Origin of the sequence: Pandoraea sp. ISTKB, from assembly GCF_001721285.1 — a bacterium.
Taxonomy (GTDB): domain Bacteria; phylum Pseudomonadota; class Gammaproteobacteria; order Burkholderiales; family Burkholderiaceae; genus Pandoraea; species Pandoraea capi.
In genome coordinates this window covers 66915-83150 of sequence record NZ_MAOS01000022.1, presented here as the reverse complement: position 1 = coordinate 83150, position 16236 = coordinate 66915, and the positions used below count along the sequence as shown (strand labels likewise).

Below are 16236 nucleotides of genomic sequence, written 5' to 3'. Positions count from 1 at the left end.
GATTGCCGACGTTTGTGCCGAAAGCTCAGCGCGACGTCACGACCGGAATGCCCTTGAGCGATTTGCCATGGCTGCGGGCGTGCGCGAGCGCCTGTTCGACAGCGTCGCCCGTGGCGGCGGTGATGCCCAGACGCCCGGCAATCGTCGCTTCCACACGCTTGACCATCGCCAGATTCGCCAGCTTCACGTGACCGTAGCCGCGAATCTTCGCCGGCGCGTCAGCCAGCGCGATGGCATCCGCCAGCGTGTCGGCCGACAGACCGGCCAGCGCACGTTCCAGCGTCGTGCGGTAGTCCGCGATCAACTGACGCTCCATACGGCGCTCCAGCGTGTAACCGAAGACGTCGAGCGCACCGCCACGCAGGCCGCGCAGCTTCGCCATGCCGCGCAGCACCGGCCACAGCCACGGCCCGATCGTCACCTTCTTCGGTACGCCGCCATCCTTGCCGCGCGCGATGAGCGGCGGCGCCATGTGGAACTCGAGACGGAAGTCGCTGCCCGGCTTGCCTTCGAACGTTTCGCCCAATGCGTCGGTGAACGCCGTTTGCGCATAGAGACGCGCCACTTCGTACTCGTCCTTGTACGCCATCAGACGCGAGAGCTGCTGCGCCACCGCGCGCGACAGTCGTCCCGGCGCACCGGCCACACGCGTCTCTGCCTCGGCCACGCGCTTCACGAAGGCCGTGAATTGCGACGCGTACGCCGCGCTCTGATACTGCGTGAGCAAGTCCACGCGATGGGCGACGAGCGCGTCGAACGTCATGTCGTCTGCGACGGGCGCGTGCATCGGCGCATGCGCGGCCTTGGCCGTGGTTTCCGTCAGCGCAGCGGGATCGCCCGCCGCCAGACGGCCGATGGCCAGCGCCAGATGGTTCATCGGCACCGCCACGTTGTTCAGTTCGATGGCGCGTTGCAGCGCTTGCAGCGATACCGGCACCAGCCCGAGTTGCCACGCGTAACCGAGCATGATGATGTTCGAGCCCATCGTGTCGCCGAGGAAACGCTGGGCGAGCGCCTGCGCATCACAGGCGTCGAGCTTGTCGTTACCCGCCGCGTGACGCATCTTCTCCAGCAGCTCGCCGGCATGCAGATTCGCATCGGGGTTCTGCACGAACGTCGCATTCGGAATCGCGTGCGTGTTGACGACCACCCGCGTGCGGTCGCGACGCACGGTCTGCAAGGCATCCGCACTCGCGCCGACGACCATGTCGCAGGCGAGCAGCACGTCAGCCTGCTGCGTGTCGATACGCACCTGATTGAGCGCCTGCGGCGTGTTCGCGAACCGCACGAACGACAGCACCGCACCGCCCTTCTGCGCGAAGCCCATGAAGTCGAGCACCGACGCGCTCTTGCCCTCCAGATGCGCCGCCATCGTGATGAGCGCACCGATCGTCACGACGCCCGTACCGCCCACGCCCGTGACCATGATGTCGAACGGCGCGTCGCCTGCGAGCGCAACCGGTTCCGGCAGCGCGTTCAGACGTCCCTCGAATGCCGCCTGATCGAATGCCGCCGCCAGCGCCTTCTTCAACTGCGCGCCCTTGACCGAAACGAAGCTCGGGCAGAAGCCGTTCACGCAGGAGAAGTCCTTGTTGCACGACGACTGATCGATGCGACGCTTGCGTCCCATCGCGGTCTCGACCGGCTCGACCGACAGGCAGTTCGACGCCACGCCGCAATCGCCGCAGCCTTCGCAAACGGCTTCGTTGATGAACAGACGGCGGTCCGGATTCGGGAATTCGTTTTTCTTGCGACGACGACGCTTCTCGGCGGCACACGTCTGATCGTAGATGAGCACGGTCGCGCCGGGAATGTCGCGCAGTTCGCGCTGCACGGCGTCGAGTTCGCTGCGGTGATGGAAGGTCGTGCCCTTCGGGAATTGCCCTTCATGACCGACGTACTTCTCCGGCTCGTCGCTCACGACCACGAGCTTGGCGATGCCTTCGGCTTCGACCTGACGCGCAATCTGCGGCACCGAAATCGAGCCATCGACCGGCTGCCCGCCCGTCATCGCCACCGCATCGTTGTAGAGGATCTTGTAGGTGATGTTCGCCTTCGACGCGACCGCCTGACGAATCGCCAGCAAGCCCGAGTGGAAGTACGTGCCGTCACCCAGATTCTGGAAGACGTGCGGACGCTTCGTGAAGTGCGAATGCGCCGCCCAGTCCACGCCCTCGCCGCCCATCTGAATCAGGCCGGTGGTGTCGCGATCCATCCACGACGCCATGAAGTGACAACCGATACCCGCCTGCGCGATGGAGCCCTCGGGCACCTTCGTCGACGTGTTGTGCGGACAGCCCGAACAGAAGTACGGCACGCGACGCACGCCGTCGGCCGCATTCGACAGAATCTCGTGCGCCACGAGATCGACCACGCGCTCACGGCGATCCAGTGCGGGACGATGTTTCGCGAGCCACTCGGCGAACACCGGCAACACGCGCGACGGACGCAACTCGCCCAGCGCGGAGAGCAGCGCACGGCCTTCGGCATCGGTCTTGCCGAGCACGACCGGACGCGTGCCCGTGGCGCGGTTATAGAGGTACTGCTTGATCTGCTGCTCGACGACCGGGCCCTTCTCCTCGATCACGAGAATTTCCTTCAGCCCGGCAACGAAGGTGTCCAGACGCGACATGTCCAGCGGGAACGACAGACCCACCTTGTAGATGCGCACGCCGGCGGCAGCGAGATCGTCGACGGTGATGTCCAGACGACGCAGCGTCTCCATCAGGTCGAGGTGCGCCTTGCCGCACGTCACGATGCCGATGTCGGCCTCGGGCGACGGCGCAATCCACTTGTCGATGCTGTTCACGCGCGAGAAGGCGCGCACGGCGTCGAGCTTGTCCGCCAGACGCGCTTCGAGCGCCAGACTCGGCAGATCGGGCCAGCGGTTGTGCAGACCGCCCGCCGGGGCGACGTAGTCGAGCGGCTCGGTCCAGTCGGTGCGGATCTTGTCGAGGTCGACGGTACCGCGCGACTCGACCGTCTCTGAGATGGCCTTGAGACCCGCCCACGCGCCGGAGAAACGCGACAGCGCATAGCCGTAGAGCCCGAATTCGACCAGCTCGCCGATGTCTGCCGGATTGAGCACCGGCATGCTCCACGACATCATCGTGAAGTCGCTCTGGTGCGGCATCGACGACGACACGCAGCCGTGATCGTCACCCGCCACCACGAGCACGCCGCCGTGACGCGACGCACCGTAGGCGTTGCCGTGCTTGAGCGCGTCGCCCGCGCGGTCCACGCCCGGGCCCTTGCCGTACCACATGCCGAATACACCTTCGACGGTGCGCTCCGGGTCGGCTTCCACGCGTTGCGTGCCCATCACGGCCGTGCCGCCCAGTTCTTCGTTGATGGCTGGCAGGAACTTGACGCTGGCCGCGTCGAGCAGTTTCTTCGCCTTCCACAACTGCTGGTCCACACCACCCAGCGGCGAGCCCCGATACCCGCTGATGAAGCCGGCGGTGTTCAGGCCACGCGCGGCGTCCAGCTGGTGCTGCATGAGCAGGATGCGAACGAGCGCCTGCGTGCCGGTCAGAAAGATCTGGCCGCTGCGCGCCGTCAGGGCGTCGGAGAGCTGGTAGTCGGGATGGGCCAGGGGGTTGGCCGTCGGCGTCGCGAGCGCGGCGCGCATGGGGGCATTCATCGGGTATCTCCTGATCCCCCGCGCCGGCCTGTCGCATCTTCCTGGAATCGACTGGCCGGCACTGCTTCGGGGGCGTTTGTTCTGTTCGTTTCGACGTTGGAGCGCAGTGCATGGTTATGCGCAGGTACGCCTCGGATCGACGTCGGTTATGGAAGCAGTGTATGGGGAGGCAGGAGAAAGATTTTTACTATTTCACTCCATCTGGCGCACAATAAGAAACGTTTATTTCGCAAAAGGCGGTTTTGGAAAATGGAATTACTCGACAACTTCGCCCGCCAGATTCTGCGTCTGTTGCAGATCGATTCACGCCGCTCGGCGCAGGAACTGTCTGAAAACGTCGGCCTGTCCGCGACACCTTGCTGGCGCCGCATCAAGGACATGGAGCAAAGCGGCGTGATCCAGCGCTACACGGTGCTGCTCGACCGCGAAAAGCTCGGCCTGCACGTGTGTGCGCTTGCGCACGTGCAGCTCACGCGCCATACGGAAGGCGGCACCGAGCAGTTCGAGCGCGAGATTCGCTCATGCCCTGAAGTCACCGAGTGCTACAGCACGACCGGCGAAGCGGATTACATCCTCAAGATCGTGGCGCCGGACATCAAGGCCTACGACGCGTTTTTGCACGAACACATCTTCCGGCTGCCTGCGGTATCGAACGTCAAAACGAGCGTCGTGCTGCGGGAAATCAAGTTCGACACGAGCCTGCCGATCTGACGCCAATTGTGGCTGTGACATGGGGTCTGGCGACCCCGATGGGCCACCGTGTCGCGCCCGCCCGACGTGCAGGAATCACAGCCTGCGCAGCCCCTGCCTTCAACGTGCACCGATCGTTTCGCAGATCCTTACGATCGGTTCCCATATGTTGACAACGCGCCACATTTTCACTTGACGGAACGGAGAATCTTCGCTAAAAATGCAAATGATTCTCATTTAACCAACGAATCAACGCTCTTCGTCCCAAGGCCGAATCACGACGGCACGGTGGCGCAAGATTTTTCGCCAGCCGCGCCTGCCAGCGTGTAATGAAGCGTCGAGAGACGCTGCCGACACGCCGATTGCCACGAGCGCTTGCCAGCCAGCAACGGGGTTTTTTGCACTGGGAGCCAGCAGTGAAGCAGTCGTCGAGCGGCGGGGGCCGCGCCTTTGTCATGTCTACGCGTCGGGAGATCGGGGATTCGGGCACGACCGATTCGTTCTCCATCGAGGCGCAACGAATCGGAGCCTCGCGACGCCAGCGTGCGTCCGAGCCACGTCGGCGTCTGCATCCGCTCGCCGGCGCGGTGTTTGCCGCGTTCTGGCTGCCTGCCGCTTTCGCGCAACAGGCGCCAGCCGACGGCTCGGCGCAACCCGCCAGGCCCGGCCAGTCCGTCCAGACCCTTCAACTCGCGCAAGCATCGCCCGGCGCTCCGCTGCAACTCGCCGAAGCCAATTTGCGCGAGGTGAACGTGACGGCAACCCGTACGCCGACCGAAGCGGAACGCACACCGGCGTCCATTTCGGTCATCACCGATCAGGATCTCGAAGAGCAGCAGGCGCAGGACATCAAGGAAGCGCTACGCTACGAGCCTGGCGTGACCGTGCGCCGCGCGCCGTATCGTCCCGCGTCGGCCGCCGCCGGCGGTGGTCGCGACGGCAATTCGAGCATCAACGTGCGGGGGCTGGAAGGCAACCGCGTCGCGCTCTTCGAAGACGGCATCCGCCTGCCCTCCTCCTACTCGTTCGGCCCACTCGAAGCCGGCCGTGGCGACTACATGAGCATGGACCTGCTGCGCCGCATCGAAATCCTGCGCGGCCCGGCATCGTCGCTTTACGGCAGCGACGGGCTTACCGGCGTGGTCAACTTCCTCACCAAAGATCCGCAGGACCTGCTCGACGTGTTCGGCAAGTCGACCTACTTCTCGCTGCGTCCGTACTACAACTCGATGGACCGCAGCTTCGGCACGACGGCGCAAGCCGCGTGGGGCGGCGAGCAGTGGCAGGGCATGTTGATCGTCGACGGCAACAAGGGTCACGAACTCGACGGCAAGGGCACCAACGATTCGGCGAGCACCGCGCGCACGACGGCGAACCCGCAGGACACCAACGGCAACTCGGTGCTCGGCAAGCTCGTCTTCAAGGCGACACCGTTCTCGACGTTCAAGCTCACGGCAGAAAACGTGCGCCGCCGCACCGACTCGGACGTGCTGTCCGCCATCGCGCCGCCCACGACGCTCGGCCTGCACACGAGCGACCGGCTCGAACGCAACCGCGTGAGCCTCGACTACGACTTCGCCGATGCGTCGCAGTCGTACATCCAGAACGCGCACGCCCTGCTCTATTTCCAGGACGCCAAGAACAGCCAGTACTCGTACGAGAAGCGCACTGCGGGCGACCGTACGCGCGACAACACGTACAAGGAGCGCACCGTCGGCGGCTCGTTGCAGGCAGAAAGCAACTTCGAGACGGGCCCGCTCGCGCACAAGCTCGTGTACGGCACCGACGCCAGCCTCGCCTACGTCACCAGCTATCGCAACGGCACCGTGCCGGGCGTGGGTGAATCGTTCCCGAACAAAGCATTCCCGGACACCGACTACACGCTGTTCGGCGCGTTCCTGCAAGACGAGATGCGCTATGGCGCGCTCACGGTCACGCCGGGTATTCGTTACGACGCCTACTGGCTGTCGCCGAAGCAGAACGACCCGCTGTACGTCTCGCAGACGAGTTCGGGCAAGCTGGTGCAGCCCACGTCGTCGAACGACTCCGCGTTCTCGCCGCGTCTGGCGATCATGTACGAGATCGCCCCGTCGCTGATTCCGTATGTCCAGTACGCACGCGGCTTCCGCACGCCGACGCCCGATCAGGTCAACAACGGCTTCTCGAACCCGATCTTCGGCTACATGTCGATCGCGAACCCGAACCTGAAGCCGGAGACGAGCGATACCGTCGAGCTGGGTCTGCGCGGCCGTCTGGCGACCACGCTCGGCCCCGTCACGTACAGCACCGCCGTGTTCGCGGGCAAGTACCGCAACTTCATCTCGCAGCAGAACATCAGCGGCTCCGGGCGTCCGGGCGATCCGCTCATCTTCCAGTACGTGAACTTCAGCCGCGCCAACATTCAAGGCTGGGAAGGCCGTGCCGCATGGGCGCTCAAGGGAGGCATCACCCTGCGCACCGCCATGGCCTACACGCACGGCACGACCGAAGACGACGGCGCCGCGAGCCAGCCGCTCAACACCATCAACCCGTTCTCGATGGTCGTGGGTGTGCGTTACGAGCCGAACAGCACGTGGTTCGCACAGGCCGACCTGATGTTCCAGGCGGCCAAATCGCAAAGCCAGATCGCCAAGTCCTGTACGGCAGGCACGCAGCAGAACCAGAACTGCTGGGCCCCGCCGTCGTCGATCGTGCTCGACCTCTCGGGCGGGTACCACATCAACAAGAACGCGACGATCTATGCCGGTATTTACAACGTGTTCGACCGCAAGTACTGGAACTGGTCGGACGTTCGCAACCTCGCCGATAACTCGACCGTCAAGGACGCCTATTCGGCACCGGGCCGCAGCGTGGCTGTGAGCCTGAAGCTTCAGTACTGATCCCGAGGATCGATTATCGGAACCGCGCCGGCGCGTACGCAACACACATGCAGCATCAAGCCCTGTTCTCACGCTGCACACACTGTTTGTCTGCCCGCCGACGCCCGCTAGCCAATGTCCCATAACGCCAGCCAACACGCTTTCAAGGAATCGCCATGATGACCGCTCAAAACGCCACCTCCGCCGCCCGCCCGGCATTCCCCGCGCTCGCCGACGTCACCCGTCTGCGCAGCGAATTCCAACGTGTGAAGACCGAACAGAACCTGCGCGATCGCGATGCCGCCGCCGCCCTCGGCGTGTCTGAAGGCGAGACCGTCGCGGCCTTCGTCGGTGAGCATGTGGTGCGCCTGCGCCCCGAATTCGTCGAGATCGTCGAAGCGCTGCCGGCGCTCGGGCGCGTCATGGCGCTCACGCGCAACAATGCCGCCGTGCACGAGAAGGACGGTCCGTACGAGAAGCTCTCGCACCAGGGCACCATCGGTCTGGGTCTGGGCAAAGACCTCGACCTGCGCATCTTCTATCACCAGTGGGCGTACGGCTATGCCGTCGAAACGCCGGCGGAAAACGGCCCGCGCCGCTCGCTGCAATTCTTCGACAAATCCGGCACCGCCGTACACAAGATGTTCCTGCGCGATCACAGCGACGTGGCCGCCTTCGAGGCACTCGTGGCCCGTTTCCGTGCTGACGATCAGACGCCGGGCCAGCACGTCGTAGCCGCCGATGCGCCCAAGACCGAAACGCCCGACGGCGACATCGACGCCGCCGCATTCCAGCGCGACTGGCTCGCGATGACGGACACGCACCAGTTCTTCGACATGCTCAAGCGCCACGGTGTCTCGCGCTCGCAAGCGCTGCGCCTCGCGCCGGAAGGCCATGCCAGACGCGTAGCGGCCACCTCGGTGCGCGCCCTGCTAGAAGACGCTGCCGGCACCGGGCTGCCGATCATGGTGTTCGTCGGCAACGCCGGCATGATTCAGATCCACACCGGCCCGGTGCAGAACATCAAGGTCATGGGCCCGTGGGTCAACGTCCTCGATGCGGGCTTCAACCTGCATCTGCGTGAAGACCTCGTCGATACCGCATGGATCGTGCGCAAGCCGACCGCCGACGGCATCGTTTCGTCGCTCGAATTGCTCGACGCCTCGGGCATGGTCATCGCCATGTTCTTCGGCGAGCGCAAGCCGGGTCAGGCCGAGCGCGAAGACTGGCGCGCCGCGCTGGTTCGCGTGGAAGGCTCGCAAGGTGTTGCGGAGGCCTCGGCGTGAAAACCTCTTTCGACGCGCGCGGCGGGTCGCGGGTATCGCGCCGCACCCTGCTGACCGGCGGCGCCACGCTCGCGACGAGCGCGTGGCTCGGTGCGCTGTTGCCGACCTCGCTCGTCCACGCGGCAACGGCGGCGGTCGCCAAAGACGCCCCCAAGCGCGTGATCGTCGCCGGCGGCGCGCTGACAGAAATCGTCTACGCGCTCGGTGCGCAGAATCGTGTGATCGCCAACGACCTCACGAGCCTCTATCCCGAAGCGGCTGCCAAGCTGCCGAAGATCGGCTATCTGCGCACGTTGTCCGCCGAAGGGGTGCTGTCCTTGCATCCGGACCTGCTGCTCGCCGGTGCGGAAGCCGGCCCGCCGAACGTGCTGACGCAAATCGAAGCGGCCGGTGTGCCGGTGCAGCATTTCAGGCACGGCTACACGGCGGAACTCGTGCGCGACAACATTCGCGGCGTCGCCAACGCGCTGAAGATGGGCGACGACGGCGCACGGGTGGCGGCACGCTTCATGTCCGACTGGACGCAAGCACGCGGCACGGTGGAGGAAGCGTATGGCATCGCGCGACGTCCCCGTGTGCTGTTCATCCTCGGTCACACCGGCAATCAGGTGATGGTGGCGGGGCAGGACACGGCCGCCGACGCCATGCTCGCGTACGCCGGCGCCGAGAACGCCCTGCGGGGCTTCAACGGTTACCGGCCGCTCACCGCAGAGGCTGCCGTGGCCGCACAGCCGGACGTGCTGCTCACGACCACGACGGGGCCGTCTGCCGCCTATCCGACCGCGTCGTTGCTCGCGCAGCCGGGGCTGGCGAACACGCCCGCGGGTCGTGCCCGGCGCGTCGTCAGTTTCGACGCGCTGTACTTGCTCGGCTTCGGCCCACGTCTGCCGCAGGCCGTCGCCGATCTGGCCAAACGCGTGCACGCCGCATAACGGCGTGTGAAGGCGCGTGCAGGGACGACGGATGTTGCGCGGGCTCCCCTCGTGACATCCCCTCCCTGCCGCCCTGCCGATCCTCCTGAAAACCAGCCATTCGCCAGTGAACGACGCCATGTCAGCCGCTCCTCCGATTCCAAAGCCTTTGTCGTCCAGTCACGACCGGACGCCAACGTCGAACGCGGTTTCGTCTTCTCTCGCCACCGCCTCCGGCGCACCTGCCGGTTCGCCGGGTCGTCACGAAGATCGTCCGCGCGGTCATTCTCGCGACAGGGGCGCGGCGCGTCGGCGTCCGCCACGATGGATCGTGATGACAGTGCTCGTCGCATTGCTCGCGGCGGCCGTACTCGCCGCCCTGTGCGGCGGCGCTTATCGCATCGCGCCCGGCGAGGCCATCGCTGCGCTGTTCCGGGGGGCGACAGGTGACTTCGTGCAGGATCAGGCGCGCAACGTCATGTTGCAGATCCGTTTGCCGCGTATCGTGCTCGGCATACTCGTCGGTGCAGGATTCGGCGCGGCCGGGGCGGCATTGCAGGCGCTCTTTCGCAATCCGCTCGCCGATCCCGGTCTGATCGGTGTGGCGAGCGGCGCAGCGCTGGGCGCGGCGGGTGTCATCGTGCTCGGTGGCGTGCTCCTGCCGGCGGCGCTCGCTGCGTCGCTCGGCTTGTGGATGTTGCCGGTGGCTGCGTTTGTCGGCGCGCTGGGCGTCACGGCACTCGTCTACCGTCTTGCCGCCGGACGCGGGCGTCTCGCCCTGCCGTTGCTGCTGCTTGCCGGTATCGCGATCAATGCAGTCTCCGGCGCGGCCATCGGACTGCTCACCTATCTGGCCAACGATACGCAGTTGCGTACCCTCACCTTCTGGACACTCGGCAGTCTCGGCGGCGCACAGTGGTCGATGCTGGCGGTGATCGTCTGGCCTGTCGCGCTGGGCATCGTCGCACTCGCCTCGCAGTGCCGTTCGCTCAATGCGCTGTTGCTCGGTGAAGCCGAGGCGCTGCACCTGGGCGTTGCCGTGCAGTCAGTCAAACGACGCGTGATGGTGGCCTGCGCGCTGTGTGTGGGCGCATTGGTGGCGTCGAGCGGCATGATCGGGTTCATCGGACTGATCGCGCCGCACATCGTGCGTCTGGTCGTCGGCCCCGACCCGCGCGCCGTGCTCCCGGCGGCGGCGCTCTTCGGCGCGATTCTCACGCTGCTCGCCGATCTCGTCGCGCGCACCTGGGTCGCGCCCGCCGAATTGCCGCTGGGCATTCTGACGGCGCTGCTCGGCGCGCCGTTCTTCCTCATGCTGTTGTGGCGACGTCGCGGACAGTTCGGGTTGTAACGACCCGACCGGCCTTCCCATACGACATACGACCTTACTCAGCGCCGTCCATCGACGACACCCGGACATCCCCATGCTTAGCGCCTACGACCTGACGATCGCCCACACCGAATCCCCCGTTCTCGACGGCCTGTCGCTCGACATCCGTCCCGGCGAGTTGCTCGTGCTGCTCGGACGCAACGGTGCGGGCAAGAGCACGTTGCTCAAGGCACTCGCCGGCGAACCATTGCCGCCGCGCACACACATGAGCGGCACGATCACGCTTAACGGCGCATTGCTGTCGCAATACACCACGTCGGCGCTCGCGCGACTGCGTGCCGTGCTGCCGCAAACGGCGCAGTTGTCGTTCCCGTTCAGCGCGCTCGAAATCGTCACGATGGGACGGCTGCCGTTTCCGAAAGCGAAGACGGGAAAGTCGGGGATTCAGGGCAGGAGCGACGAGGAAATCGCCATGCTCGCGCTGGAGCAGGCTGGCGCACTGTCGCTGATGCATCGCGACGTGATGACGCTTTCGGGCGGCGAATGGGCGCGGGTGCAATTCGCGCGGGTGCTGGCGCAACTCTGGCCGGACGACAACGCAACGGCGCCGTCCGTACCGCGTTATCTCCTGCTCGACGAACCAACCGCCGCGCTCGACCTCGCTCATCAACATCACTTGCTTTCACTCACGCGAGAACTGGCGAAGTCCTGGGGATTCGGCGCGATGGCGATCGTGCACGACGTGAATCTTGCCGCGCGTCATGCCGACCGAATGGCACTGCTCGCCGACGGACGCATACTCGCCACCGGCACGCCTCAGGAAGTGATGCGCGCCGATCTCATCGAGACGACGCTCGGGCTTCCCGTGCACGTGATCACGCCGCAGGGCCTGCCGGGTCATGCCGCCATGACCGGCGCGTCGGCGGGCGTGCCGTTCGCATTGCCCGCGTAAGTCACACTTGGATCGCTTGGATCGCTTGAGTCGCTTGAGTCGGCATAAATCAGCATAAGTCAGCGTCAGTCGGCGGATCACGACCGATCACGCGGTGCCCCGCCGAACGCACCAGCATCAAACCGACGGAATACCATCCTTCGCCACGTTCGCGCGCGCGCACAACACGGCGGCGAGATCCCACAGCGCGTAACCGACGCTCTTGAAGAGCACGGGGCCGCTCGAACGGAACCGGTCGGGGGTGATGATCGCGTCCATCAGCGGCGCCGCGCGTCCCCAGTCGATCGCTGCATGCAGCAAATCGCCGGCTTCGTGCTTGACCTCCCACGTATCGACCACCAGCGTGCCGCGCACGGCGGCGTCGCGACACAACTGTGGCGGCAACTCGCGCATGTCGGGACGAAACGCACCCACGCCTGCCACGAAGATGTCGTCGCGCCAGCGCATCACGTCGGCGTCGGGCAGCACCGGCTCGCTGCTGGTCGTGGCCGTAATGACGATGCTCACCGTACTGAGTACCGGCTCGATGGCATCGACGACGGTCGCCTCGACACCGAGCGTTGCGGCATGGTCCGCCAGCGCATGTGCACGCTCCGGACTGCGCGAATAGATCATGAAGTGCCGCGTGCCCATGCCCGCAGCGAACGCTTCAAGGTGCGCCTTCGCCTGCACGCCCGCACCGACGATCAACACCGGCCCCTTCGGTCTCGGCGCGAATTTGCGCGCAGCGAACAGCGTGACGGCCGCCGTGCGGCGGCCCGTGACGGTCGGCCCGTCGAGCAACATCAGACGCTCGCCCGTGTGCGGATCGAACACCATCACCTCGCCGATGATCGACGGCTTTCCGGCACGACAGTTTTCGGGATGCACTGTGATGTGTTTGGTCATCGCCACATCGCGATTGACGGCGGGCATGACGAGCAGCACGCCACCTCGGCGGCCGCGTTCGGGTTCGGTCAGGGGAAAATGCAGACGCTCAGGCGCGCGGGCCGTGCCCGAGCGCATCTCCATGAGCATGGCCTCGATGCCATCGGCCAACTGAGGATAGGGCAACAACTGCGCAGTTTGCTGCGCATCCAGCGTGATCATCGATATGTCTCCGCTTCAGGGCGTGCGCCACCGGCGGCAGAGCTTTCACTCGTCGTCGTCACATTGCGTCACGCTTTTTGCCAAGTCTGAATTCAGTGTAGCGCGCATCGTGAGAACGCGTCTGCCACATCAAAATTTAATCGTGACAATTCGTGTCATGGCGTCCACACGCGACGACGGAATTTGCTTATGAGGCCGCCCGCAACATCGCGCACATGCGCTCAGCGGCTCGCATTGCGCATGCGTTTGTCGTCGTTGACGGTCGCACCGCGTACCTCGAAGCGCACGCTGTCGCGAACGGTGCCGGTAGCGTCGACGAGTTCGAGCGTATGCCGCCCCGGCCACGGCAACCAGCCGACACGCGCGGTGCCCGAGAGCGGTTTGCCGTCGAGCCGCCAGACCGCCCCTTTAGGCCACGCCGCGGCGACCTGAAACCACAACCGCTGGTTTGCTGGCGGAATATCCGGATCGAGCGCGACGATGGTGCCGTCAGTCGGCCCGGCAATGCGCCAGAGCGGGCCACTGGGCGCCTTCGTCGCGAGCGCAGACAGCGCAATCGTCGGCTGCGACGTGCCCGGCAGGAACCACTCTTCGCGCGCGGGTTCGACATGCTCCGCATACTGCACTGCGACATGCTCGACGCCCGGCGGCGGCGCCGGCGGCAGACTCGCGGTGCGGCGATGCAGATAGTCCATCACCCGATGCCAGATCGGCGCCGCGCCGGACACGCCCGAGACATCCCACATCGGCGCACCGTCCGCATTGCCGACCCACACCCCGACGGTATAGCGACGCGAATACCCCACGGCCCAGTTATCGCGCATATCCTTGCTCGTGCCGGTCTTCACCGCCGTCCAGTAGCGCGTGGAGAGCGGACTATCGAGCCCGAACGTGCGCGTTCTCGCCTGACGGTCCGCGATCATGTCCGACACGATGAAGCTCACCTGCGGGGAAAAGACCGCGGTGCGTGCGGTATTCCCGGCGCGACTTTTCGTCGTGGACTTGCCGTCATCGGCAGGTGAGCGGGATGTCGACATCGCATGCCCATTCATCCGCTCAGGCATCAGTTCATTCGTACCGCTCGCCGTACCGCCATTGGCCAACGCGCGATAGGCATTCGTCAACGTGAGCAACGTGACATCGGCGCTACCGAGCGCCAGACTGAAGCCGTAGTAATCGCCGCTTTGCGTGAGTGGCAGACCCAGCGAGACGAGCGTCTGTGCAAACCGGCGCGGCGTGACCATCACGAGCGTTCGCACGGCAGGCACGTTCAGCGATGAGCCCAACGCCGTGCGCGCACTCACCCATCCCTTGAAGTGACGGTCGTAATTCTGCGGAATGTACAGGCCTCCGCCCGTCGGCAAGTCGATGGGCGAATCGTCCAGCAGAGATGCTGCCGTAAGACGTTGCTCGGCAATCGCCTGTGCGTACAGGAAGGGCTTGAGCGTCGAGCCTGCCTGACGCAGCGACGTCACCCCGTCCACCTGCGCCGCAGACGACAACGCTGCGCCCGATGAGCCGACCCACGCCAGAATGTCGCCGCTGGCATTGTCGATCACCACGATCGCACCGTCCTGCACGTTGCGCGAGCGTCCCGGTGTGCTCAACTCGCGCAACGTCTGCTGAAGCGTGCTCACCGCGACGCGCTGAAGGTTCGCGTCCAGCGTGCTGACGATCCGGGTGCCCGCTGGCGGACGACTTGCGCTGAATACGCGACGCGCAAGATGCGGCGCGAGATCGACGGCGTCTCGCGTCGTCATCACGCTAGCCGGACGCGAGAACACAAGCTGCGTGTAACCTTCCAGCCCGTTGCAATCGGCGGCCTGTCCCATCTCCTTCAGAATGCCGCACGCCCGCTGCGAGACGCGTGCCGCCGGCGCATTCGGGGCACGCAGCAACGCGACAGCCAAGGCGGCCTCACGGGCATCGAGTCCGACGGGAAGTTTGCCGAAGAGTGTCTGCGAGACCGCGGAAATACCAACCAGCTCGCCACGGAACGGCACGAGGTTCAGATACGCTTCGAGAATCTGGTCCTTGCGCCAGCGCCGCTCCAGCCACACGGCCGTGGCCGCCTGTCCGATCTTCTGTGTGACGGAGCGATTGCGCACACTCGGGCGCAGATCGTCGTCGAGCAATCCGGCCAGTTGCATCGTCAGCGTGGAGGCACCGCGCGTTCGCGAGTGCCAGAGATTGCCCCATGCGGCGGCGGCCACACCTCGCCAGTCGACACCGCTGTGCTCGTAAAAGCGTTTGTCTTCGGAGACGATCAACGCCTGACGAAATGCGGGCGATACGTCGGCAAGCGTCACCCAATCGCCCCGCTGCGCCTGCATATCCGCCCGCAACCGCTGCAACGGTTCGCCACGACGATCCAGCAGAATCCAGTCCGACGCGCGCCAGTCCCGACGCACCTCGTCGAACGACGGTACGGCTTGCGCGGGTGCAGACGTCACCAGCATGCCGAGCGACAGCACGACGCTCAGCACCGCATGAGAGGCGAGACGTACAGGGTGCCGACGACGAACGCTGCCAATCTCGCCAACGTCACTGACGCCGCTCTGCACGACCTCGCCGCGCTCCCGGCGTACTTCGGCCATCCGCCTCATCCGTTGCCGATCGTTCATTGCGATTTCACTGCGAAGCTTCCTGCGGCGCGCGTGGCACGCCCGGTGTGCGCACGGCCATGATCCCTGCGACGAGCAGCAATTGTGCGAGCGCGTACAGAATCCAGATGGCGTACTCCTGCGCGGGAATCGTGCCGACGAATCGTGTGGTGCCGATGAGGGCGTCAGAAACGGTGAAGAGCAGCGCACCGACAGCCGCCCACTCTCCGCGCAGATTGGCCAGCAGCGCCGCCGACGCCATCATCGCCAGCACGATGACGTAACACGCGACCGGCGCTTTCAGCTCGCCCATGCCCGACCAGTACATCGCATACGACAGCGCCGCAGCGATCCATACGATGACGATGGCGATTCGATGCCACGCGGGCACCTGCGCCCACGGACGACGCACGCGCCAGAACAAGGCGAAGTAGGCGAGATGAGCCAGCAGGAACGCGCCGAGTCCCATCACGAAGCCCTGTTCCAGCGCCGGTATCGCGAGCAGCACATCACCCGCGCCCGAGAAGATCAGCGCCGCCCACAACCAGACACGCTCACGCCGGTCCTGGTGGTACATCGCGGCGAACAGCAGCAACGCGCACAGCAACGCCTTCGCCACGGCCTGATCCGCGTACGGGGCCCCTCGCAGTGCGAGGGCATAGGCCGTGCCCGCGATGGCGGCGAGCCACCAGAAGCGGCGTGCCTCGCGCGGCAGCGCCGCCGCCGGCGCAAAGAAGTTCGACGTCATGTCAGTCCCTCTCCCGATCGTCTGTGCTCTTCATCTCGCCACTATCCACGTTCGTCGTCCATGTCATCGCTTCCTCAATACCTCAATACCTCAATGCCTCAGCACCTCGGCTCGTCGGATCAATTG

The 16236-nt window shown here is 65.4% G+C and carries 9 protein-coding genes and 1 pseudogene; 6 read left to right on the top strand and 4 right to left on the bottom strand.

The annotated features are described in order from the left end of the window. Nucleotides 1-25: 25 nt before the first annotated feature. Nucleotides 26-3631 carry an indolepyruvate ferredoxin oxidoreductase family protein gene (locus tag A9762_RS05820; RefSeq protein ID WP_069341134.1) on the bottom strand — a complete coding sequence of 1202 codons (3606 nt, stop codon included), beginning with the start codon at nt 3629-3631 and terminating at the stop codon, nt 26-28. A gap of 261 nt (nt 3632-3892) precedes the next feature. On the opposite strand from A9762_RS05820, the gene A9762_RS05815 reads away from it, so the two are divergent. The 6 genes and pseudogenes from A9762_RS05815 to A9762_RS05790 form a co-directional block, all read left to right on the top strand. Next, nucleotides 3893-4354, top strand: a complete 462-nt coding sequence (locus A9762_RS05815) for an Lrp/AsnC family transcriptional regulator (RefSeq protein ID WP_044457521.1) — start codon at nt 3893-3895, stop codon at nt 4352-4354. Nucleotides 4355-4788: 434 nt separating this feature from the next. Beyond that, on the top strand, nt 4789-7212 hold the full coding sequence (locus A9762_RS05810; RefSeq protein WP_083253673.1) for a TonB-dependent hemoglobin/transferrin/lactoferrin family receptor: 2424 nt from the start codon (nt 4789-4791) through the stop codon (nt 7210-7212). A 155-nt stretch (nt 7213-7367) separates the two neighbouring features. Then, nucleotides 7368-8477, top strand: coding sequence for a hemin-degrading factor (locus A9762_RS05805; RefSeq protein WP_069341088.1), 1110 nt, complete (start codon nt 7368-7370; stop codon nt 8475-8477). A gap of 47 nt (nt 8478-8524) precedes the next feature. Further along, the gene (locus tag A9762_RS05800) at nt 8525-9409 is read left to right on the top strand and encodes a hemin ABC transporter substrate-binding protein (protein ID WP_069341132.1); all 885 of its coding nucleotides are present in this window, start codon (nt 8525-8527) and stop codon (nt 9407-9409) included. A gap of 313 nt (nt 9410-9722) precedes the next feature. After that, the gene (locus tag A9762_RS05795; RefSeq protein ID WP_139133107.1) at nt 9723-10739 is read left to right on the top strand and encodes an iron ABC transporter permease; all 1017 of its coding nucleotides are present in this window, start codon (nt 9723-9725) and stop codon (nt 10737-10739) included. 133 nt (nt 10740-10872) lie between these two features. Continuing rightward, nucleotides 10873-11670: pseudogene (locus A9762_RS05790) on the top strand (heme ABC transporter ATP-binding protein); the annotation flags it as partial. Between the two features lie 117 nt (nt 11671-11787). On the opposite strand, the gene A9762_RS05785 reads toward A9762_RS05790, so the two are convergent. The 3 genes from A9762_RS05785 to A9762_RS05775 form a co-directional block, all read right to left on the bottom strand. Next, nucleotides 11788-12759, bottom strand: a complete 972-nt coding sequence (locus A9762_RS05785; protein ID WP_069341085.1) for a delta(1)-pyrroline-2-carboxylate reductase family protein — start codon at nt 12757-12759, stop codon at nt 11788-11790. A gap of 221 nt (nt 12760-12980) precedes the next feature. Continuing rightward, nucleotides 12981-15218 carry a penicillin-binding protein 1C gene (gene pbpC / locus A9762_RS05780; protein ID WP_240493459.1) on the bottom strand — a complete coding sequence of 746 codons (2238 nt, stop codon included), beginning with the start codon at nt 15216-15218 and terminating at the stop codon, nt 12981-12983. A gap of 172 nt (nt 15219-15390) precedes the next feature. Then, nucleotides 15391-16110, bottom strand: coding sequence for a lysoplasmalogenase (locus A9762_RS05775; protein WP_069341084.1), 720 nt, complete (start codon nt 16108-16110; stop codon nt 15391-15393). Nucleotides 16111-16236: the final 126 nt, after the last annotated feature.

Bases quoted from the DNA above. Each gene is read 5' to 3' on its own strand.
- A9762_RS05820 (WP_069341134.1), bottom strand. From the start codon at position 3,631: ATGCGCGCCGCGCTCGCGACGCCGACGGCCAACCCCCTGGCCCATCCC.
- A9762_RS05815 (WP_044457521.1), top strand. From the start codon at position 3,893: ATGGAATTACTCGACAACTTCGCCCGCCAGATTCTGCGTCTGTTGCAG.
- A9762_RS05810 (WP_083253673.1), top strand. From the start codon at position 4,789: ATGTCTACGCGTCGGGAGATCGGGGATTCGGGCACGACCGATTCGTTC.
- A9762_RS05805 (WP_069341088.1), top strand. From the start codon at position 7,368: ATGATGACCGCTCAAAACGCCACCTCCGCCGCCCGCCCGGCATTCCCC.
- A9762_RS05795 (WP_139133107.1), top strand. From the start codon at position 9,723: ATGACAGTGCTCGTCGCATTGCTCGCGGCGGCCGTACTCGCCGCCCTG.
- A9762_RS05785 (WP_069341085.1), bottom strand. From the start codon at position 12,759: ATGATCACGCTGGATGCGCAGCAAACTGCGCAGTTGTTGCCCTATCCT.
- pbpC (WP_240493459.1), bottom strand. From the start codon at position 15,218: ATGCTGGTGACGTCTGCACCCGCGCAAGCCGTACCGTCGTTCGACGAG.
- A9762_RS05775 (WP_069341084.1), bottom strand. From the start codon at position 16,110: ATGACGTCGAACTTCTTTGCGCCGGCGGCGGCGCTGCCGCGCGAGGCA.